Here is a 21,617-nt window from a genome sequence, read left to right as displayed (position 1 = left end):
AAAAAATAGTCCTGTAAAAATTTATAGGGCTATTTTTGTGGATTAGATTTTTGAAAAATGAAAAATATTGCATTTGAAATACAACGAAGCAAGTACTTTTTACTGTTTGTTTTTCTATTTGCCTATGCGCAGTCTATACAGATACGCTTTTTGTTAAGACGGCAACTGGATTGGTATATTTTCACTCCTGAAGCTGCCGTGGTATCTTTAGTCTCAGCCTGTATTTTATTTGTGATACTCAATTTTTTTATGGAGCGATGGCAAAAATCAGCGGTATTTAGCCTCCAAGAAATATCAAAAATAGTAAGCGTTTCAGTGGTACTATTTCTGATAGTAATGAAAGTATTAGGTTTACTAACAGCCCTAATCTTTGATACCTTCGAACGAAATTTTAACAGTAAAACGCTGGTATTATCCATAGGCACTAACTTAATGGATGCTTTTATCTATGGGAGTTTTTTTTTAGCGTACTACTATTATCGCAAATATAAAAAGAACCAAATTGAAATAGCCACTTACAACCAAGCGCTGGCAGAGACCAAAATTAACCAGCTTAAGGCACAACTTAATCCTCATTTTTTATTTAATAATCTGAATGTTTTAGATCAATTAATTGAAGAAGATAAATACCAAGCTTCTGAATTCTTAAACGAATTTGCGGAAATATATCGCTATGTTTTACAGGTGTCTGATCAAAAACTAATTTCAATAGGCGAGGAGCTAGCCTTTGTTCAAAAGTACTTTAATTTGATGAAACACAAATATGGGAATGCTTATGTATTGGAAATTGAATCAGAAAGCTTCTATGGAAATATCGTACCCCTAACCTTACAATTGCTCCTTGAGAATGCACTACAGCATAATTTGGGAAAAGAATCAACGCCGATAACCATAAGAATAAGCATTAAGGATGTCATAACAGTTACCAATAATAGCATTGCAAAATTGCATCCAAAAGCCACTTCTGGGAGAGCACTTATTAATTTAAAGGAGCAGTATGGCATGCTTTCAAAAAGCCCTATAGAAATTAGGAGAACTGCATCTAACTTTTCAGTGACCGTGCCTATAATTTGAATAAAAAACGAATGATAAAAGTAGTAATTATTGAGGATGAAATTCCTGCTAGAAAAAAACTTAAAAGATTTCTGCAAGAAGTAAAAGAGCCCGTAGTGATCATCACGGAACTAGATACCGTAGCAAGTTCCATTGAATTTCTGAAGGGAACTGAGGTAGACTTAATAATTTCAGATATTGAATTATTAGACGGTAATGCATTTGAAATATATCAGCACGTGACTATTACATGTCCTATTATTTTTTCAACAGCTTATGATCAATTTTTGATGAAAGCTTTTGAGACTAACGGCATTGAATATCTTCTAAAACCCTTTTCAAAAGAGCGTTTTAACCAAGCTTGGAATAAATTTTTAACCTTAAGAAAATCCAATACGACTGATGATCAAGTGCTGTCGAAAATTCAACATATTCTTGAAAAAAAACTAACGACTATAACTTATAAAAAACGCTTTAGCATCAACACAAGTCGAGGCGTATATTTTTTAGAAACTGAAAACATAACGCTGTTTGAAGCCCATGAAGGCGTTATTTTTGCATATGATACATCTGGAAAAAAACACTTATTGAGCGAAACCACCTTAAAAAGTTTAGAGGTTTTAGTGGATTCCTCAGATTTTTTTAGAATTAATCGCAATCAAATGGTACACAAAAAGTACGTTGAAAAAATAGAGCGATATACTAAAAATACCTTAGCCATCAAAATAAGGTACCACCAAGAATATGTAAAGACAAGCCAAAGCACTACGGCCAGTTTTCGAGAGTGGATAGAAAAATAGTCGTTGAGGCATGAAGACTTCCGAAAGTTAAAGAGCAAGCTACTTGTTTGGCTTATCACTAAAACAAAAAAACCGCTCTTTCAAGAGCGGTTTTTCACCTTTGTAAAAAAAAATAGTTGAGTTAGTCAAAGGTATAACCATTATCAGCAGCTACTTTATCGGCAATTTGCGTGCGTAAAGCGACTACATTAGGGTTGTTAGTATATTTTGTGAAACGTTTAAGCCCCATTAACATCATACGTTGCTCGTCGCCCTCAGCAAAAGAAATAATAGCTTCTTTACCTTTTTGAATGACGGTTTCAGTGGCGCTATATAAATATAATTTAGACATGGCTATTTGAGTGGCCTGTGCTGCTTCACCAAAGCGTTTTGCATTCTTTTCTGTTCTTAAAATAGTAGATTCTGCCATATATACTTCTATTAAAATATCAGAGGCAGCAAGCATTAATTGCTGATGATTCTCTAATTCAGGACCATACTTTTGAACCGCTGAACCAGCCACCATTAAAAATACTTTCTTTAATCGCTTTACTAAGTCTTTTTCTTCTGCAAAGAGTTCAGAAAAGTCTGGCGTATCAAAAGACGGAATTCCCATTAATTCTTCACCTACTTTAGTAGCAGGACCTAAAAGATCCACATGGCCTTTCATTGCTTTTTTAACTAACATACCAACAGCAAGCATTCGATTAATTTCGTTGGTACCCTCATATATTCTAGCAATACGGGCATCTCTCCAGGCAGATTCCATAGGTGTGTCTGCACTAAAGCCCATACCTCCAAATATTTGAATCCCTTCATCTGTACAATTCTGAACGTCTTCGGATACTGCTACTTTAAGAATAGAACATTCAATAGCGTACTCTTCAACGCCCTTAAGCTCAGCTTCTTGGTGTGTGTTACCCGCAGCTTCACGCATGGAAATTCGGTCTTCAATGTTTTTTGCAGCTCTGTAAGATGCAGACTCATCTGCATAACAATTGGTAGCCATATTTGCTATTTTTGCTTTAATAGCGCCAAAATTTATAATAGGTGTTTGAAACTGAATTCTTTCGTTGGCATATTTGGTAGCCTCATCAATCACTCTTCGTTGGGCATCTAAACAGGCTGCTGCTAATTTAATTCTACCAACATTTAAAGCATTCATAGCAATTTTGAATCCGTTTTCGCGCTCCGACAGCATATTGGCTACGGGTACTTTTGTTTCGTTAAAGAAAACTTGGCGGGTAGAAGAGGAGTGAATTCCTAATTTCTTTTCTTCATCACCCATGGTGATTCCATTACTCGGGTCGTTTTCTACGATAAAACCTGTAATATTTTTATCGTCTTCGATGCGAGCAAAAACAATGAACATACTACAGAATCCTGCGTTTGAAATCCACATTTTTTGACCTGTAATGCTGTAATGCTTTCCATCAGCCGATAAAACCGCTTTAGTTTTTCCAGAGTTGGCATCAGATCCAGCACCTGGCTCTGTTAAGCAATACGCTCCAAACCACTCACCAGAAGCCAATTTTGGAATATATTTTTGCTTTTGTTCTTCTGTACCGTACAAGGTAATAGGTAAGGTTCCGATACCTGTATGCGCCCCAAAAGCGGTGCTGAAAGAACCTGTTGCTCCTGAAATATAGTCACAAACAAGCATGGTAGAGACAAAGCCCATTCCCATTCCTCCATAAGACTCTGGAACCGCAACGCTCAATAAGCCAAGTTCACCGGCCTTACGCATGCATTCTTCGGTAAATTTATAATCTTTTTTCTCAAAGCGCTCCCAATTGGACCAAAGTTCGCGATCAACGAATTCTTTGGTGCTTTCACGCATCATTTTTTGCTCTTCAGACAAATCTTCAAGCGTAAATATATCTTCGCAATTGGTTTCTTTTACTAGAAATTGTCCTCCTCTTAGTAAATTGTCTTTTTCTATTGTTTTCATTTTTTTAAAGTAATTAGTATTAAGTACTAAGTATTAAGATTTTATATAATTTATTCCCCCTTTGGGGGTTAGGGGGCTATTTATGACAGAAATTCAAAAATACCTGCCGCTCCTTGTCCTGTTCCCACGCACATGGTGACCATTCCGTATTTTCCTTTCATATTTCTTTTACGCATTTCATCAAACAATTGTACCGATAGCTTAGCTCCTGTACAGCCTAAAGGATGCCCCAAAGCAATAGCGCCACCATTTACATTGATGATTTCTGAATTAAGATCTAGTTCTCGAATAACAGCAAGAGATTGAGAAGCAAAGGCTTCATTAAGTTCAATTAACTCCACGTCATTTTGTTTTAAGCCTGCTTGTTTTAGTGCTTTAGGAATTGCTTTAACAGGTCCGATCCCCATAATTCTCGGTTCAACACCAGCCGCTGCATAATTCACTAAACGGGCGATGGGTTCTAAATTTAATTCTTTTACCATGGCTTCGCTCATAATCAATACAAAAGCGGCTCCATCACTCATTTGTGAGGAGTTCCCTGCAGTAACACTTCCTCCAGCGGCAAAAACGGGTCTTAAGCCAGCTAAGGCTTCTAAGTTTGTTCCTTTTCTAGGCCCTTCATCTTTGGTTACCGTATATTTTTTCGTAGCTTTTTTTCCTTTTTCATCTAAATAGGTTTGCGCTACTTCAATAGGAACAATTTGATCTTGAAAGCGATCTTCAGCCTGAGCTCTCAAAGCTTTCATGTGCGAATGATAGGCAAATTCATCCTGATCTTCACGCGATACTTTAAATTGCTTCGCTACGGCTTCAGCTGTATTTCCCATGCCCCAATAATAATCTTCATGGCCAGATTTTACCGTATCATAATTTAATTCTGGTTTAAAGCCTGTCATAGGGACAGCGCTCATGCTTTCTGCACCACCAGCAATAATACATTCTGCCATCCCGGCCTGAATTTTTGCGGTTGCCATTCCTATAGTTTCAATACCTGAGGCACAAAAACGATTGACGGTAACACCGGCAACATCAACACTATCTAAACCAATAAGAGAGATAAAGCGAGCCATGTTTAGTCCTTGCGAACCTTCTGGCATCGCATTTCCTACAATCACATCGTCAATTCGGCTTTTGTCAAACTGAGGTAATTCAGACATCATGTGCTGAATAGTTTCAGCGGCTAACTCATCAGTTCTCTTAAAACGAAAAACCCCTTTTGGTGCTTTTCCTACTGCTGTTCTGTATGCTTTTACTATATATGCTTGTTTCATGTTCTAATGCTTTAGGCTTTAAGCGTTATGCTTTAAGCTGTTTTGATTTGTAAAATTAACTTTTGCCTAATGCATAAAGCATAAGGCTTAAAGCATCGCAACTAGTTGCGAAGCGGTTTTCCAGTTTTCAACATATGTTGAATTCTCTCCAAGGTTTTACGCTCGGTACAAAGTGATAAGAAAGCTTCGCGTTCTAAATCTAACAAATACTGTTCATTGACCAAGGTTGGTTCCGATAGGTCTCCACCCGCCATAACGTAGGCTAATTTATTCGCAATTTTTTTATCGTGTTCGCTAATGTAATTACTGTCTTCCATGGCATCTGTGCCTACCAAAAACATCCCTAGTGCTTGTTTTCCTAACACTTTAATATCGCTTCTTTTTATAGGTTGCGTATAGCCTGCTTCTGCCATTAATTTTGCATGTGCTTTGGCCGTTGCAATTTGACGGTCTTTATTGACAACAACAATGTCTTTTCCGTGTTGTAAAATGCCCAAATCAAAAGCCTCATAGGCTGAGGTAGATACTTTTGCCATTCCGATAGTCAAGAAATATTCTTGTAAAACGTTTAACTCAACATCTCCTTTTTGAAAGAGGTCTTGTGCCCTTACAGCAAATTCTTTAGAACCACCGCCACCAGGAATAACACCAACTCCAAATTCTACAAGTCCAATATAGGTTTCTGCTGCTGCCACAACCTTATCTGCATGTAATGAAAGTTCACATCCACCGCCTAAAGCCATCCCGTGAGGAGCAGCTACGGTGGGTATGGCAGAATAGCGCATACGCATCATGGTATCTTGGAACATTTTAATGGCCATATTTAATTCGTCATATTCTTGCTCCACAGCCATCATAAAAATCATTCCAATATTGGCACCAACAGAGAAATTTGCAGCTTGATTTCCAACCACTAATCCTTGAAAATCTTTTTCGGCGATATCGATAGCCTTGTTCAGGCCAGCCAATACATCACCGCCAATTGTATTCATTTTAGATTGGAATTCTACATTTAAAATACCATCACCCAAATCTTCTACGACAACACCACTATTTTTAAATACTTCTTTTGATTTTCTAATATTGTCTAGAATGATAAACGCATCTTGTCCTGGTACTTTTGCATAAGATGTATTTGGAATATCATAAAAATAAGTTGCGCCTTCTTTTACCGTATAAAAAGAACTGATATCCTTTGATAGCATTTCCGTTACCCAATCGGCAGCAGTTTCTCCTTCTGCTTTCATTATTTCAAGTCCTTTTTCCACGCCAATAGCATCCCAGATTTGGAAAGGTCCGTGCTCCCAGCCAAAACCTGCTTTCATAGCATCATCAATTTTGTATAACTCGTCTGAAATTTCAGGAATTCTATGGGATACATAAGCAAATAAGGCAGCAAAACTTTTTCTGTAAAATTCACCTGCTTTATCTTTTCCAGAAACTAAAACTTTAAAGCGGTCCACTACTTTATCAATGCTTTTTGTCAGCTCTAAAGTCGCGAAGCTGGCTCTTTTATTAGAACGATAATCCATCGTATCTAAGTCAAGCGTTAAAATTTCACTTGAACCGTCTTTTTTTCTTTCTTTTTTATAAAACCCCTGGCCTGTTTTACTTCCTAACCATTTATTTTCCACCATGGTATTGATGAAACCAGGTAGTTTAAACAAGTCTAGTTTTTCATCATCTTTACAATTATCAGCAATGCCATTGGCCACATGTACTAAAGTATCTAAACCTACCACGTCTACGGTTCTAAATGTGGCTGATTTAGGACGTCCGATAACAGGACCTGTTAATTTGTCGACTTCTTCCACGGTCATACCCATTTCTTTCACCATATGAAAAAGACTCTGAATACTAAATATTCCGATTCTATTTCCAATAAAAGCAGGCGTGTCTTTAGCAATTACAGATGTTTTTCCTAAAAACTGTTCGCCATATCCGTTTAGAAACTCCAAAACTTCAGGAGATGTTTTAGGTCCAGGTATAATTTCAAAAAGATTTAAATAACGTGCTGGGTTAAAAAAGTGGGTGCCACAGAAATGTTCTTGAAAATCTTCACTACGACCTTCACTCATAAAATGAATAGGAATACCAGAAGTATTACTGGTAATTAAGGTTCCAGGCGTTCTGTATTTTTCTATTTTTTCAAAGACCGATTTTTTAATATCAAGCCGTTCAACCACAACCTCAATAATCCAATCTACCTTTGATATTTTGCTAAGATCGTCATCAAGGTTACCTGTAGTAATTCTGCTGGCAAATTTTTGATGGTAAATTGGCGATGGTTTTGATTTTAAAGCTGAAGCTAGCGAATCGTTCACTAATCTGTTTCGAACAGCGTTATCCTCTAAAGTAAGGCCCTTAGCTTTTTCTTTATCGTTGAGTTCCCTTGGAATAATATCCAATAACAAAACTTCTACTCCGATATTCGCAAAATGGCAAGCAATACCGCTTCCCATTATTCCTGAGCCAATTACAGCTATTTTTTTGATGTGTTTGTTTTTCAAATTCATTACTAATAATTTGTTTTTGAATCTTTACTATAAATTTTTTTATCTGAAACTAGTTTGTTAATGACGTCGATAACTTCAAAAAAGGAATTTAGTTTTTCTGGAGTTACATTGTCTTTTACAACCTCATTAAACCGCAATACGACATCTTTAGAATCTTTTCTTTTTTCTAAGCCAAAATCGGTCAAGTGAATTAAAACTCCGCGACCGTCATTTGGATTTGGTTTTCGTTTAATTAAGCCTTTTTCTTCCATGCTTTTCAGTATTCTCGAAAGACTTGTCGCTTCCATTCCCATTTTAGGGCCAAGTGATGTTGAGGGGGTACCCTCCTTAGGGTCGATACTTAAAAGCGTAAAGCCAACGGCCATGGTAGATTCGAATATTTTGGCTTCTTCATTATACATTCGAGCCACCGATTGCCAAGTTGATCTCAATGCATAATCTATAGTAAGGTCTTTCATTTATAAATACTAAAACTCAAATATAATAAAATTTATTATGCATGCATAATAAATTTTATTAAAAAAAGAGATTAAATCTTATCGATAATCTCTTTTTTTATGAATTTTAATAATTAATATGTAGCACTATACATGCTCATATATTTCGTTGTATAGTTTTATATACTTTTCTTTTACGATTTTACGCTTTAATTTCATCGTAGGTGTTAGGTGACCTTCGTCGATACTCCAAGCATCAGGTGTAAGTCTAAATGCTTTTACTTTTTCCCATTTGGCAAAATTTTCATTTGCTTCTTCAACTTCTTCTGCAATTCGGGCAATCACCTTTTCGTTAACCACAAGTTCTGCATGAGTACCAACTTCAATCTTATGTATTTTGGCCCAATTTTTAATAAAATCAAAATCTGGCTGAATTAATGCCGCAGGCATTTTTTCACTTTCCCCAATCACCATAACCTGGTCTATAAATCTGGATTGTTTTAATCTATTTTCTAATAATTGAGGCGCTACATATTTACCACCAGAAGTTTTGAACATTTCTTTCTTACGATCGGTAATTTTTAAGAATCCATCGGCATCAATTTCTCCAATATCTCCAGTATGGAAGTACCCATTAATCAATACTTCAGCTGTTTTTTCAGGATCCTTGTAATAGCCTAACATCACTTGAGGCCCTTTAATACAAATTTCACCATCTTCAGCGATTTTTACTTCTGTTTTATCCAAAGGTTTGCCAACGGTTCCAATTCTAAAACCTCCGTTACGCATGTCGTTTACAGAAACCACAGGAGAGGTTTCGGTAAGTCCGTAACCTTCCATCACGCCAAATTGAGCTGCATTGAAAATTCGGGCTAAACGGGGTTGCAATGCTGCGCTACCGGATGCCATGACGGATAAGTTACCACCTAAGGCATCTTGCCATTTACTAAAAATTAGTTTCCTGGCTAGGCCTAATTTTTTCTCGTACCACCATCCGTTTTGTCCGTAAGGTTCGTACTGTAAACCTATGGCTACAGCCCAAAAGAATAATTTTTTCTTAAGTCCTGTTAAATCTGTTCCTTTGGCAATAATTTTATCATACACTTTTTCTAATAAGCGCGGAACAGCGGTCATCACGTGGGGTTTAACTTCTTTAGCATATTCACTAATTTGATCAATAGGAGCAAAGTAAATACTCGTTCCACAGTATTGGTACAAGTAAATCAACATGCGTTCGTATACATGACAAACGGGTAAAAAACTTAATGATTTTGAATTACCAAGCTCTATCGGTATTCTTTTAAAACTCTCTAAAGCATTACTCACCAAATTAGCATGTGACAGCATAACGCCCTTAGGTCTTCCTGTAGTTCCAGACGTATAAATTAAGGTGGCTAAATCACTAGGTTTTACGGCATTTTTAAGGTTTTCAACATCATTTTGGTTCGCGTTGTCTTCTCCTAAAGTTAAAACTTCATTCCAATTTTTACAGTTCGGTACTTCATCAAAAGAATATATGTCTTTAAGCGTTGGCACCTGATCTTGGATAGCTTTCACTTTTTGATATACTTCATCACACGAAACAAAGCAATAGGTAGCCTCAGAATGATTTAGAATATAGGCATAATCATCTTCGCATATCGTAGGGTAAACAGGTACGTTTTGGGCACCTAATTGTAAAACTCCAATATCCATAATATTCCATTCTGTTCTGTTAGACATAGAAATTATGGCAATTTTATCATTCGGTTTTACTCCCAAACGAAGTAGTGCTCTACTTATAGCATTGGCTTTGTTAATATACTCTTGTGTAGAGGTAGTAATCCAATTTTCATTATATTTTGTGGCAAGAGCAACTGTTAGGTTATATTTTTCTAATTGATAATAAGGAAAATCGAAAAGGCGGCTTATATTCTGCATAGGGTAATTCTGGATTGTCGCTGCAAAATAAGAAAAAAGGGAGTATTAAAATGAGATTGATAAAAATATTAACGATTTTTTGAGCAATTTATAATGTAAAACAAGCAAAGACTACTTAATTTACATGAGGTAGTCTTTGCTTTTTTAAGGTTCTAAATACATTTTTTAGTTGTTCTCAATCCACTTTCTAGCATTTACAAAAGCAGCTAACCAAGGTGAAACTTCATCATTTCTATCTTTAGGGTAGTGTGCCCAGTTCCAAGGAAATATAGAGCGTTCAATATGGGGCATGGTTACCAAATGTCGACCTGTTTTATCACAAAGCATAGCCGTATTAAAATCACTGCCATTTGGGTTTGCGGGATAATTTTCATACCCGTATTTCGCAACAATAGAGTAGTCGGTTTCAGAAAGTGGTAAACTAAACTTACCCTCACCGTGAGAAATCCAAACCCCAAGTTTAGCGCCTTCTAAAGAGGAAAGCATAACAGAATTATTTTTTTGAATGATAACCGATGTAAAATTACTTTCGTGTTTATTCGAGTCATTATAGGTCATTTTGCCATGGGTATGGTGTTCGGGGTTGACCAAATCTAATTCCATAAACAACTGGCATCCATTACAAATACCTACCGATAAAGTGTCAGGCCGAGCAAAGAAATTCTTCAATGCCGTATTCGCTTTTTCATTGTATTTAAAGGCTCCAGCCCATCCTTTGGCACTTCCTAAAACATCTGAATTAGAAAATCCGCCTACGGCGCCAATGAATTGAATATCTTCTAGGGTTTCACGACCCGAAATTAAATCGGTCATGTGTACATCTTTTACATCAAAGCCAGCAAGAAACATGGCATTAGCCATTTCACGTTCCGAATTGCTGCCCTTTTCTCTTAAAATTGCCGCTTTGGGACGATCGTTGAGAGAAGTATCCTGTTTACCTTTAACAGATAACTTCGCTTCGCTCGCAATTGTGCCCGTAAAATCCTTAGGAAAATTATAGGCTAAAGCTTGCATCTTATACTGATCAAATCTCACTTTTGCTAAACCGTTCGCAGTTTGTTTATGATCTAATAAATACGATGTTTTAAACCAGGTATCCCGAAGTGTATTGATGTTTAAGCCCATCTCCATACTTCCATTTTTAATGCGGAGCATAGGTTTTAAAGTAACTTTCCCGATCGCGTGGAAATCAATCTTAGCTGTGGCTAAAACTTCTTCTACCAACCTATCCTCTTTTGCTTGAAAAACGATGCCTGAATTTTCTGAAAAAAGCAATTGAATCGTGTCTTCTTCTCCTAAACTTGTCAAGTCTAATGCTGCTCCTAAGTCAACATCAGCAAAACACATTTCAAGTAAGGTTGTGATTAATCCTCCAGAAGCTACATCATGTCCTGCTAAAATTTGCCCTTCTTTGATTAAAGTTTGAATGGTGTTAAATGTATTTTTTACAAAAGCATCATTGGTAATCGTTGGCGCATCGCTGCCTATTTTATTGAGAATTTGGTTAAAAGAAGAGCCACCTAATTTATAAGCATCTTGAGATAGATTGATATAATAAATAGAGCCGCCTTTTTTCTGCAATACAGGCTCGACTACTTTGGTAATGTCATTACAATTTCCGGCTGCTGAAATAATGACGGTGCCTGGAGAAATGACATCACCATCTTTATATTTTTGTTTCATGGAAAGTGAATCCTTTCCGGTAGGTACGTTGATCCCTAAAGCAATTGAAAAGTCCGACACCGCTTGCACAGCCTCATATAAACGTGCATCTTCACCTTCATTTTTACATGGCCACATCCAATTTGCAGACAAGGAAACAGATTGTAAACCATCTTTCAAGGGTGCCCAAATAATATTCGTAAGCGCTTCGCTAATGGCATTTTTACTTCCTGCTGCCGGATTTATTAAAGCCGCAATAGGCGCATGGCCAATAGAGGTGGCAATACCTTCTTTACCTTTATAATCTAAAGCCATGACCCCGCAATTGTTCAAAGGTAGCTGTAAGGGGCCAACACATTGTTGTTTGGCTACTTTTCCACCTACGCAACGATCTACTTTGTTGGTTAGCCAATCTTTACAAGCTACAGCTTCTAGTTGTAAAACTTGATCTAAATAATCATGAAAAAACTCTAAAGAATACTGCGGATTATCGTAGTTCCTTTTTACGGTAACATCATTCATGACGGTTTTCGGAGAGCTACCAAACATATCTTCCAAAGCTAAATCCATTGGTTTTTCACCGGTAGTCTTCGATTCGAAGGTAAATCGATCATTACCTGTAACCTCACCAACTTCGTACATTGGCGAACGTTCTCTATCGGCAATGCGCTTTAGTAGATCAATGTCTTTTTTTCCAATCACTAAGCCCATGCGTTCTTGTGATTCGTTCCCGATAATTTCTTTGGCAGAAAGCGTAGGATCACCAACAGGGAGTTGGTCTAAATCTATTTTCCCTCCAGTTTCCTCCACCAATTCGGATAAGCAGTTTAAATGGCCACCAGCCCCATGATCGTGGATAGAAACAATGGTGTTTATATCGCTTTCTACCATGCCTCGCACTGCATTGGCGGCACGTTTTTGCATTTCAGGGTTAGAGCGTTGTACCGCGTTTAATTCAATAGCAGCGCTAAATTCGCCTGTGTCCGCACTCGAAACAGCTGCACCACCCATCCCGATTCGGTAGTTATCGCCACCAAGAATTACAATTTTATCGCCTGTTTTGGGTTTATCTTTTATCGCTTGTTCTGCTTTTCCATAGCCTATACCACCTGCTTGCATAATGACTTTGTCATATGCTAACCTACGTGGGCTGAGCGTAGTAGAAGTCTCAGCGTGTTCAAAAGTTAGTACAGAACCAGAGATCAATGGTTGTCCAAATTTATTTCCAAAATCAGAAGCTCCGTTCGATGCTTTGATTAAAATATCCATGGGTGTTTGGTATAACCATTCACGGGCTGGCATGCCGTTTTCCCAATTACGACCTTCTTCTAAACGCGAATATGCCGTCATATAAACCGCAGTTCCTGCTAAAGGAAGCGAACCTTTTCCACCTGCTAATCGATCTCTAATTTCACCACCGGCACCAGTAGCAGCGCCATTAAAGGGCTCTACGGTTGTGGGGAAGTTATGGGTTTCTGCCTTTAAAGAAATCACCGAATCAAAATCTTGTTCCTGGTAAAAGTCGGGCTTATCAGCAGTTTTTGGAGCAAATTGCACCACTTTAGGACCTTTTACAAAAGCCACATTATCTTTATAGGCCGATACAATACTATTCGGGTGCTCTTGGGATGTTTTTTTGATAAGTTTGAATAAGGAAGATGGCATTTCTTGACCATCAATCACAAACGTACCATTGAATATTTTATGGCGACAGTGTTCAGAGTTTACTTGGCTAAATCCGAAAACCTCTGAATCTGTCAATTTTCTGCCTAATTTTTTAGATAAATTGTTGAGGTACTCAACCTCTTCGTCATTAAGGGCTAAACCCTCTTTTTGGTTGTAAAGCGCAATATCATCAATTTCAAGAATTTTTTCTGGTGAAATAGCTACGTTGAAAATATCTTGATGTAAGCTTTTATATTTTTGCAACAACATAGGGTCAAAGTTTTGGTCATCAGCGTTCGAAGCTTTGAATTCTTCGATTCTGATAATCCCTTCGATACCCATATTCTGAGTAATTTCGGTAGCATTGGTGCTCCAAGGTGTAATCATGGCAGCTCTTGGGCCAACAAAAAAGGCGTCTAATGACGCCATATTTATTTTAGGTTGGTTGCCAAATAACCAGCTCAATTTTGTAGTGTTTTCTTCTGAAAGTTCGTTTTTGGTTTGTACAGCAAAAACTTTGGTGTTGGTGTTTCCGAAAAAGTGAATCATTTGCGCGTGTTGTTCGTTTTAAGAAAGGGCAAATTTACGATTTTTTCAAGGATTATCTTTCGAGAAAAGTTAACAGTTTTTGGGTGGATTGTTGATTACTTTAAAAATTAGGCTATTTTACTTTTTGTTGCCACTTTCTCTAATAAGGCCATATAAAAACCATCGTAGCCACTTTCAGCAGCAGATACTTTGTTTTCTTTTAGTAATCTAAAATCTGCCCCTTCTGGAGAGGCTAAAAATGATTTTACTTGATCGTTATTTTCTTGGGGTAGAATAGAGCAGGTAGCGTAGACCATTTTACCTTCTGGTTTTAGCATTCTGCTGTAACTACGTAAAATTTCTTGTTGTGTGGCTTTTATTTGTTCTAAAAATTCTGGTTGTAATTTCCATTTTGCATCAGGGTTTCTTCGTAAAACACCTAGTCCGGTACAAGGCGCATCAATTAAAATACGATCTGCTTTTTCGGCTAATTTTTTGATGACTTTGGTGGAGTCTATGACTCTTGGTTCAATATTAAAAGCACCGTTGCGTTTGGCTCTTCGTTTAAGTTCTTTTAATTTGTTTTCGTAAATATCCATAGCAATCAATTGCCCTTTATTTTCCATAAGGGCTGCAATATGCAATGTTTTTCCACCAGCACCAGCGCAGGTATCAATAACCCGTTGCCCAGGTTGCACATCTAAAAAGGCTGCAACTAATTGAGACGAAGCATCTTGCACTTCGAAAAAACCATTTTTAAAGGCTTCGGTCGTAAAAACATTCCCGCGTTCGGCTAGCTTAAGGGCATCTGGATAGCCTTTAATTGGTTCACAGTCGATACCGTTTTCTAGAAGCTCTTGTCGTAAGGCCTCTTTGGTTGTTTTCAAGGTATTGACCCTTAAAATTACTTCTGCTTGTTGGTTTAAGGCATTTAATTCTTTCGTCCAGCGTTTTTCTCCTAAAGATTTTTCTCCTAATTCATCCATCCAATCAGGGATAGATTCTTTAAACTTTCTAATTTTTGACAACTCATCGAAGCGCCCTTTTATTTTACGTTCTGGAACTGGCTCAATTTGCTTCCAATCAGGCAACTCAATACCTCTTAAAACCGCCCAAACAGCAAATAATCTAAATAAATTAGGACGACTAAATGGTGCTTTTACTTCTGCAATTTCGGTATATAAACGTTTGTAACGAACAATTTCATAGGTCGTCTCAGCAATAAAGCCTCTATCACGAGCACCCCATCGTTTATCATATTTCAATACTTTTTGAACTACTTTATCGGCATATTCCCCTTCATTAAAAATTAGGTTTAAGGCATCAACCACGGCAAATACCAAATTTCTATGTAGTTTCATTGTTTGTATTTTATAAATTTAAGGCTGCAAAGGTATTGTTTTAGAACCTAATCCTTTTATTTTTGATCAAATTAATATAAATGACTAAAAGTCTAAGGTCGAAAGCCAAATGTCTGTATTTTTTGGGCGTTAGAGTTTTGTCATTTTTATTTTAACCAGTTTAAATTCTATTATAATGAAATATGTACTACTCGTAATTTTTTCAATAGGTTTATTTTCTTGTCAAGAAGAAAAACAAATGAAAACATTTAGTTCCGTAAGTGTAGAAACCATCTACGAAGATTCTTTAAGTATTAGAGCCATTGAAATTATAGGTGAAAGCTTGGTATTTTCAGCGAATAAAGGATTTATCGGTTCTATCGACTTAGCGAAAGATAAAGTTTTTACAAAAACACAGCAGTTCAATGCTATTGTACCAGAGTTTAGGGCCATAGCGCACAACACTAAAGATGTGTTTGTATTGTCTGTTGCAAATCCTGCTTTGTTATATAAAACGGGCGATGCCGGTGAATTTGAATTGGTGTATAAAGAAGAGGCTGAAACCGTTTTTTATGATGCCATGACTTTTTGGAATGATCAAGAAGGTATTGCTATTGGGGACAGTATGGAAGGATGTTTGTCGGTTATCATCACGAGAAATGGAGGCCAAACTTGGAAAAAGTTACCTTGTTCTGAATTGCCTGATGGTATGGAAGGTGAAGGGGCTTTCGCCGCAAGTAATACGAATATTAAAACGGTTGGCGATAAAACTTGGGTGGCCACTACAAAAGCACGTATTTTTTATTCTGCGGATAAGGGAAAAAATTGGGAGCTTATTCAAACACCCATTATTCATACAGAAGCAACCCAGGGTATTTACAGTATTGATTTTTATGATGAACAGATTGGTTTTGCGATTGGGGGTGATTATACCAAACCAGAAGAAAACCTTAAGAACAAAGCATTGACCATTGATGGAGGTAAAACTTGGAAATTGGTAGCCGATGGGCTAGCACCTTCTTACAAAAGTTGTGTTCAATTTGTGCCTAATTCAGACGGGAAGGGCTTAATTGCTATAGGTTTTAATGGCATTAGTTACTCTAAAGATATGGGTAGTACTTGGACTGAATTATCTAAGGAGGCATTTTATACCCTTCGATTCAAAAATGATTCTGTAGCCTACGCTGCAGGGAAAAATAGAATCGCGAAACTCAGTTTCCAATAGGGACAAAATTGCTTTAAGGCTTACTTTTTCTGTTTTTTTCGTGGTATTGACGAATTAGTTGTCTTTTAAATTCTTCTTCAGATCGCAATAGTAAAAGTGTTTTTTTTGCGCTTATAACCTTAGTTACTTTACCCATAAAGTTTTCTAGAATTTTATTTTCGTCGTCTTCGTGCAGCATTACTTTATTTAAAAGTGTAGCGGCTTCTTTCTCAGATAGCTTATCGGCATCATTTATTTTAGAACGAATTTCTGCATATTCTTTTTGGCGCAATTTTTCTTTTTCGGCTTGATAATCGTTATAGATAGGCCAAAAACCTTGCGCTTCTTGAGACGATAAATTTAATTTCTCGGTTATAAATGCAATTTTTAGCGTTTTTATTTTATCCTTATCCACGTCACGTTGGCCATAAAATAGGGCACTTGAAAAAAGAAGTGTTAGGAATAGTATTTTTTTTAAATTATTCATTGGGATCAAAATTTAATTCTTCAAAAGTGTCAGTACTATTATCGATATAGTCGATGATATTTTCATCATTTAATTGATGGTCGATGATGTCTTTAATCTCTAATTCATCAATAGGTAACATTTCAGCCAGTTCGTAAGTGCTAAAATCTAAATCGTTATCTTCAAAATAGCTTTCAATATCAGAAATTGCGAGGTCATCGAAAGTAATTTCAGCAGTAGTGTTTAAGTTAAGACCAATAAAAAATAGAAGCACAGCCGCCACAGCAGCAGCATAGTAATATTTTTTGAATGGGTTAAGCTGTATAACTTTCGGTGAAGGGCTATTTATTTTAGTTTCAATGTTAGTATACAAAGCGTCAAAATAAGCTTCTGGAACTTTAAAGCCATCACGCTTAGTTTCACGAGAACTTTCCTCTGAAATTTTAGCCATAAGCTTATGGGTAAAATTATCTAAGTAGTCTTCAGGTATCTTAAATCCGTCTAATTTTTTATTCATTATTTATAAGACTATCAATGTGTTAAAAGGTTTAATGCTCGATTAAAAAGCTTTCAATTTTTTTTACTGCCAAATGGTATGAGGCCTTTAATGCGCCGACAGAAGTTTCAAGAATTTCAGAAATTTCTTCATATTTTAATTCTTCAAAATACTTCATGTTAAAAACTAATTTTTGTTTTTCTGGCAGGGTAGCAAGGGCCTTTTGGAGTTGTAACTGTATAAAATCACCTTCAAAATAAACATCACTTTCTAAATTTTCAATCATTTTTTGCTGCACTTCCATGTTATTGTTGCCTAATTTTCTAGTTTTTTCCTTAATAAAACTTAGGGCTTCGTTGGTGGCAATCCGGTACATCCAAGAGTATAATTTACTTTCGCCTTTAAAACCATCTATATTTCTGAAAATTTTAATAAAAGTGTTTTGCAAAACATCATCGGTATCATCATGGTCTACAACAATTCTTCTGATGTGCCAATACAAGCGTTCTTTATAGGTATTCACCAATAACTGAAAAGCAGACGCCTGAGTAGTAGGTGCTTGCAATTGCTTTACTAAAAGTTCTTCTGATACCAAATTGAGTTATCTAATACTACTTATATGACTTTAAAAATAAGAAAAGGTTTAATTTAAAAAAAAAAACAAAAGTTCTAGCGCCAGTGTCAAGTTCAAAAAAACTCAAAATACGGAATGTAATAAACGTTTAATGATACGTTAAAAACATACTTTAAACTAGAAAGCTTAAACGTTTTAAACCCAATAACCAAATTACCCGAACGACTGCATGGTCACTAACTTCTTATAAACTCCGTTTGCTGCTAATAGTGCAGCATGTGAACCTTGTTCTACGATTTCCCCTTTTTGAAGTACTACGATAGTATTCGCATTCTGAATGGTAGATAATCGATGTGCAATGACAATGGAGGTTCTGTTTCGCATCATTTTTTCTAAGGCATCTTGTACTAAACGCTCACTTTCCGTATCTAAGGCTGAGGTAGCCTCATCGAGGATCATAATAGGCGGGTTCTTTAAAACCGCTCGGGCGATCGACAAGCGTTGCTTTTGGCCACCACTTAACTTATTACCACTATCGCCTATATTGGTATCGTACCCATCAGGCAATTCAGCTATAAAATCATGTGCATTGGCAATTTTCGCCGCTGCTATAATTTCTTCGTCTGTGGCATTTTCTTTCCCTAAGCTGATGTTGTTTTTAACCGTATCGTTAAACAGAATCGAATCTTGTGATACTAGCCCTAAAAGGCCACGAAGGGAATCTTTTTTGAAGTCTTTTATATTGATCGAATCAATCAAAATTTCGCCTTCAGTGACATCATAAAAACGCGTAACTAGGTTTGCAATGGTACTTTTTCCGCTACCAGATTGCCCCACTAGGGCCACGGTGTGTCCTTTTGGAACAGTCAGGTTAAAGTTTTTAAGCACATAGTCATCTTCATATTTGAAACTGATATTATGTAGTTGTACACTTTCTTCAAACGCTGATTTAGCAATCGCATTTTCTTTTTCGGTAATCGTATTTTCTGTTTCTAAGATTTCTAATACACGTTCCGCGGCGGCATTGCCTTTTTTAACGCCGTAAGATGCTTTACTGATCGCTTTTGCTGGTGTAAGGATATTATAGGCTAAACCCATATACGCAATAAAAGAAGAAGCATCTAAGGTGTTTTCAATTAATACCATTTTGCCACCAAACCATAATAACACACCAATAACTAAAATTCCTAAGAACTCTCCTGTGGGTGAGGCTAAATTTTGCCTGTTTAATAATATGTTTGAAAATTTAAAAAAACGATTCGTAGAGTTTTTAAAGGCCGTGTTAAAACGTGATTCTGCGTTATAGGCTTTAATTACTTTTAAGCCACCTAGAGTTTCTTCAGTAATCGATAAAAATTCGCCTTGTTCTCGCTGAACATTATCTGATTTTTTCTTTAAAGTTTTTCCAATACTTGAAATGATGAGTCCAGCGATAGGAATAAAAATGAATACAAAAAAGGTTAGTTTAGCACTTATGCCAAACATAATTACTATGGTAAATAGAATCGTCAACGGTTCACGAACAATCAATTCTAAAACGGATAAAAACGAATGTTGAATTTCTAATACATCGGAAGTTATTCTTGCAATGACATCGCCTTTTCTTTTCTCAGAATAAAAAGAAAGTGGTAATTCTGTAATTTTCTCGTACATTTTATTGCGAATGTCTTTTAAGACTCCATTTCTTAAAAATGTAATAAAATACATCGCCAGGTAATTGAAAAAGTTCTTTAGCAGGAACAATACTAAGACCAAACCAATAACTAGAACAAGACCTTTCATTTCATCATCACCAGAATAAGCGGTTACTCGGTAATTGATATACGCTTGTAAATAATCTTTAATATGGGCAATATCGGTATAAACCGGCGCTGTAAATACTTTTTCAGTTTTATTAAAAAGTACATCTAGCATAGGAATAAGTGCCGCAAACGAAAGCGCACTAAACAAGGCATAAAGTACATTAAAAAAAATATTTAAGTAGCCGTAATTAGCATAGGGTTTCGCAAAGCGAAGAATTTTCTTGTAATACTCCATTACGACAATTTGAGTTCACTCAAAATTCGTTCTATTTTAGCTTCTAATGCTGCATTTACCTTTTTAAAGTTTTTAGCGCTATCTAAGCTTGTGTTGATACTGAAATAAAATTTTATTTTAGGTTCGGTGCCGCTAGGTCTAGCAGCCATTCGAGTACCGTCTTCTGTGGTGTAAATTAGCACATTAGAGGTGGGTATATCAATAGCGGTAACCACTCCCGTTTTTATATTTTTAGAAGTCGATGTGTTATAGTCATCGACTATAATGACTTTAGAACCATCGATTGCAACTACTGGATTTTCCTTGAAATCGATCATCATCTGCTTAATCTCGGCAGCGCCATCCATTCCTTTTTTGGTCAGTGAAATTAATTTTTCTTTGTAGAAGCCATAAGCTACATAACAATCTATTAAGTCTTCATAAAAAGAACTTCCTTTTGCTTTCGCATCGGCGGCAATTTCACAAGCGAGTAGGGTAGAAGTAACCGCATCTTTATCACGTACAAAATCACCTACCATATAGCCAAAACTTTCTTCGCCACCACCTATAAAATGTTGGTTAGGGAAATCTTTGATCATTTTTCCGATCCATTTAAAACCCGTTAATGCCGTTTTGTATTCAACACCGTAGGCCTGCGACATCGCCTCCATCATAGGTGTAGAAACAATGGTTGAAGCAGTGAATTCGTTGCCCTTGAATCCCTTTTGCTTTTGTTTTTCTAAAAGAAAATTGGTCATAAGAACCATGGCCTGGTTCCCGTTTAAAATTTCCATTTGGCCCTCTAAGTTACGAACGGCAATCCCCAAACGATCACTGTCTGGATCTGTACCGACCACCATATCTGCGCCTAGTTCTTCTGCTTTTTTAATCGCCATAGAGAGCGCTTCCGGTTCCTCGGGGTTAGGAGAAACTACCGTTGGGAAATTACCGTCAGGCTTGGCTTGTTCTTCTATAATCGTTACGTTTTTATAGCCTGCACGTTTTAAAACCTCGGGAATAGCCGTAATTGAAGTACCGTGTAAGGAGGTAAAAACAATTGAAAAATCATCTTTTCCTTTTGCGTTAAAGCTTCCTTTTGCTACAGACTCTGATATAAAAGCTTCATCTACTTCTTTGTCAATTAATTGAATTAACTCAGGTTTTGCTTCAAAATTAATATCCTCGAAGGCTAATGAATTTATTTCAGCAACTATCGCCGTGTCTTGAGGAGGCACAATTTGCCCACCATCTGTCCAGTATACCTTATAGCCATTATATTCTGGCGGATTGTGTGATGCCGTTAAGACAATGCCGGCATGGCATTTTAAATGGCGTACCGCAAACGACAATTCGGGTGTGGTTCTTAGTTCTGAAAACAAATAAACATGAATGCCGTTCGCCGAAAAAACTTCGGCTACTGTTTTCGCCAAAGTATCACTATTATGGCGACAATCGTAAGCAATAACCACTTTTATAGCCTCGTTTTTGTAGGTTTGCTTTAAGTAGTTGCTCAATCCTTGAGTGCTTTTTCCTAAGGTATATTTGTTAATTCTGTTGGTGCCAGCCCCCATGATGCCGCGCATACCCCCCGTTCCGAACTCCATATTCTTATAAAAGCGGTCCTTTAATTCTTCGGTATTTGAAGTTATTAACTCTTGAACTTCGTCTCTAGTTTTTTTATCGAAAGGGCTTGATAACCAAGCTTTGGCAGTGTTTAGGATGTCTTCCATAAAAGAGTG

General features: G+C 36.8%; 15 protein-coding genes. 3 read left to right on the top strand and 12 right to left on the bottom strand.

Translation table 11 applies throughout. The annotated features are described in order from the left end of the window. The first annotated feature begins 57 nt into the window (after nt 1-57). Nucleotides 58-1,074: a sensor histidine kinase gene (locus tag GQ45_RS05125; protein WP_047415665.1), complete on the top strand. Its 1,017-nt coding sequence runs from the start codon at nt 58-60 to the stop codon at nt 1,072-1,074. An 11-nt stretch (nt 1,075-1,085) separates the two neighbouring features. Next, on the top strand, nt 1,086-1,853 hold the full coding sequence (locus tag GQ45_RS05120) for a LytTR family DNA-binding domain-containing protein (RefSeq protein WP_047415663.1): 768 nt from the start codon (nt 1,086-1,088) through the stop codon (nt 1,851-1,853). A gap of 121 nt (nt 1,854-1,974) precedes the next feature. Here the strand turns inward: GQ45_RS05120 and GQ45_RS05115 are convergent, their stop codons facing one another. The 7 genes from GQ45_RS05115 to GQ45_RS05085 all read right to left on the bottom strand — a co-directional run bounded on the left by GQ45_RS05115 (nt 1,975) and on the right by GQ45_RS05085 (nt 15,143). After that, on the bottom strand, nt 1,975-3,783 hold the full coding sequence (locus tag GQ45_RS05115) for an acyl-CoA dehydrogenase family protein (protein ID WP_047415661.1): 1,809 nt from the start codon (nt 3,781-3,783) through the stop codon (nt 1,975-1,977). A gap of 80 nt (nt 3,784-3,863) precedes the next feature. Beyond that, complete coding sequence (locus GQ45_RS05110; protein WP_047415660.1) at nt 3,864-5,054, bottom strand: acetyl-CoA C-acyltransferase; 1,191 nt, start codon at nt 5,052-5,054, stop codon at nt 3,864-3,866. 101 nt (nt 5,055-5,155) lie between these two features. Next, nucleotides 5,156-7,570 carry a 3-hydroxyacyl-CoA dehydrogenase/enoyl-CoA hydratase family protein gene (locus GQ45_RS05105; RefSeq protein WP_047415658.1) on the bottom strand — a complete coding sequence of 805 codons (2,415 nt, stop codon included), beginning with the start codon at nt 7,568-7,570 and terminating at the stop codon, nt 5,156-5,158. A 2-nt stretch (nt 7,571-7,572) separates the two neighbouring features. Beyond that, nucleotides 7,573-8,028, bottom strand: a complete 456-nt coding sequence (locus GQ45_RS05100; RefSeq protein ID WP_047415654.1) for a MarR family winged helix-turn-helix transcriptional regulator — start codon at nt 8,026-8,028, stop codon at nt 7,573-7,575. Nucleotides 8,029-8,154: 126 nt separating this feature from the next. After that, a complete protein-coding gene (locus tag GQ45_RS05095) occupies nt 8,155-9,927 on the bottom strand; it encodes a long-chain fatty acid--CoA ligase (protein WP_047415652.1) in 1,773 nt (590 codons plus the stop codon). A gap of 165 nt (nt 9,928-10,092) precedes the next feature. Beyond that, nucleotides 10,093-13,803, bottom strand: a complete 3,711-nt coding sequence (purL, locus tag GQ45_RS05090) for a phosphoribosylformylglycinamidine synthase (RefSeq protein WP_047415650.1) — start codon at nt 13,801-13,803, stop codon at nt 10,093-10,095. Between the two features lie 107 nt (nt 13,804-13,910). Continuing rightward, entirely contained in the window at nt 13,911-15,143 is a 1,233-nt protein-coding gene (locus tag GQ45_RS05085) for an RsmB/NOP family class I SAM-dependent RNA methyltransferase (RefSeq protein ID WP_047415647.1), read from the bottom strand. A gap of 175 nt (nt 15,144-15,318) precedes the next feature. Here GQ45_RS05085 and GQ45_RS05080 point away from each other — a divergent pair, with 175 nt between their 5' ends. After that, complete coding sequence (locus tag GQ45_RS05080; protein ID WP_047415645.1) at nt 15,319-16,347, top strand: oxidoreductase; 1,029 nt, start codon at nt 15,319-15,321, stop codon at nt 16,345-16,347. A gap of 13 nt (nt 16,348-16,360) precedes the next feature. Here the strand turns inward: GQ45_RS05080 and GQ45_RS05075 are convergent, their stop codons facing one another. The 5 genes from GQ45_RS05075 to GQ45_RS05055 all read right to left on the bottom strand — a co-directional run bounded on the left by GQ45_RS05075 (nt 16,361) and on the right by GQ45_RS05055 (nt 21,608). After that, the gene (locus GQ45_RS05075) at nt 16,361-16,813 is read right to left on the bottom strand and encodes a hypothetical protein (RefSeq protein ID WP_047415643.1); all 453 of its coding nucleotides are present in this window, start codon (nt 16,811-16,813) and stop codon (nt 16,361-16,363) included. After that, nucleotides 16,806-17,309, bottom strand: a complete 504-nt coding sequence (locus GQ45_RS05070; protein WP_047415640.1) for a hypothetical protein — start codon at nt 17,307-17,309, stop codon at nt 16,806-16,808. Before GQ45_RS05070 ends, GQ45_RS05075 begins: the two co-directional genes overlap by 8 nt. Before the next feature lie 31 nt (nt 17,310-17,340). Continuing rightward, a complete protein-coding gene (locus GQ45_RS05065) occupies nt 17,341-17,883 on the bottom strand; it encodes an RNA polymerase sigma factor (protein ID WP_047415639.1) in 543 nt (180 codons plus the stop codon). Between the two features lie 192 nt (nt 17,884-18,075). After that, nucleotides 18,076-19,899, bottom strand: coding sequence for an ABC transporter ATP-binding protein (locus GQ45_RS05060; RefSeq protein ID WP_047415636.1), 1,824 nt, complete (start codon nt 19,897-19,899; stop codon nt 18,076-18,078). Further along, nucleotides 19,899-21,608: a phospho-sugar mutase gene (locus tag GQ45_RS05055; RefSeq protein ID WP_047415634.1), complete on the bottom strand. Its 1,710-nt coding sequence runs from the start codon at nt 21,606-21,608 to the stop codon at nt 19,899-19,901. Before GQ45_RS05055 ends, GQ45_RS05060 begins: the two co-directional genes overlap by 1 nt. Between the last annotated feature and the right edge of the window lie 9 nt (nt 21,609-21,617).

The organism is Cellulophaga sp. Hel_I_12 (assembly GCF_000799565.1).
Classification (GTDB): domain Bacteria; phylum Bacteroidota; class Bacteroidia; order Flavobacteriales; family Flavobacteriaceae; genus Cellulophaga.
The sequence above is the reverse complement of the archived record's forward strand: the minus strand, read 5'-3'. Positions and strand labels throughout refer to the sequence as shown.

Excerpts from the sequence above, each read along its gene's own strand:
- GQ45_RS05125 (WP_047415665.1), top strand. The coding sequence starts at position 58 with ATGAAAAATATTGCATTTGAAATACAACGAAGCAAGTACTTTTTACTG.
- GQ45_RS05120 (WP_047415663.1), top strand. The coding sequence starts at position 1,086 with ATGATAAAAGTAGTAATTATTGAGGATGAAATTCCTGCTAGAAAAAAA.
- GQ45_RS05115 (WP_047415661.1), bottom strand. The coding sequence starts at position 3,783 with ATGAAAACAATAGAAAAAGACAATTTACTAAGAGGAGGACAATTTCTA.
- GQ45_RS05110 (WP_047415660.1), bottom strand. The coding sequence starts at position 5,054 with ATGAAACAAGCATATATAGTAAAAGCATACAGAACAGCAGTAGGAAAA.
- GQ45_RS05105 (WP_047415658.1), bottom strand. The coding sequence starts at position 7,570 with ATGAATTTGAAAAACAAACACATCAAAAAAATAGCTGTAATTGGCTCA.
- GQ45_RS05100 (WP_047415654.1), bottom strand. The coding sequence starts at position 8,028 with ATGAAAGACCTTACTATAGATTATGCATTGAGATCAACTTGGCAATCG.
- GQ45_RS05095 (WP_047415652.1), bottom strand. The coding sequence starts at position 9,927 with ATGCAGAATATAAGCCGCCTTTTCGATTTTCCTTATTATCAATTAGAA.
- purL (WP_047415650.1), bottom strand. The coding sequence starts at position 13,803 with ATGATTCACTTTTTCGGAAACACCAACACCAAAGTTTTTGCTGTACAA.
- GQ45_RS05085 (WP_047415647.1), bottom strand. The coding sequence starts at position 15,143 with ATGAAACTACATAGAAATTTGGTATTTGCCGTGGTTGATGCCTTAAAC.
- GQ45_RS05080 (WP_047415645.1), top strand. The coding sequence starts at position 15,319 with ATGAAATATGTACTACTCGTAATTTTTTCAATAGGTTTATTTTCTTGT.
- GQ45_RS05075 (WP_047415643.1), bottom strand. The coding sequence starts at position 16,813 with ATGAATAATTTAAAAAAAATACTATTCCTAACACTTCTTTTTTCAAGT.
- GQ45_RS05070 (WP_047415640.1), bottom strand. The coding sequence starts at position 17,309 with ATGAATAAAAAATTAGACGGATTTAAGATACCTGAAGACTACTTAGAT.
- GQ45_RS05060 (WP_047415636.1), bottom strand. The coding sequence starts at position 19,899 with ATGGAGTATTACAAGAAAATTCTTCGCTTTGCGAAACCCTATGCTAAT.
- GQ45_RS05055 (WP_047415634.1), bottom strand. The coding sequence starts at position 21,608 with ATGGAAGACATCCTAAACACTGCCAAAGCTTGGTTATCAAGCCCTTTC.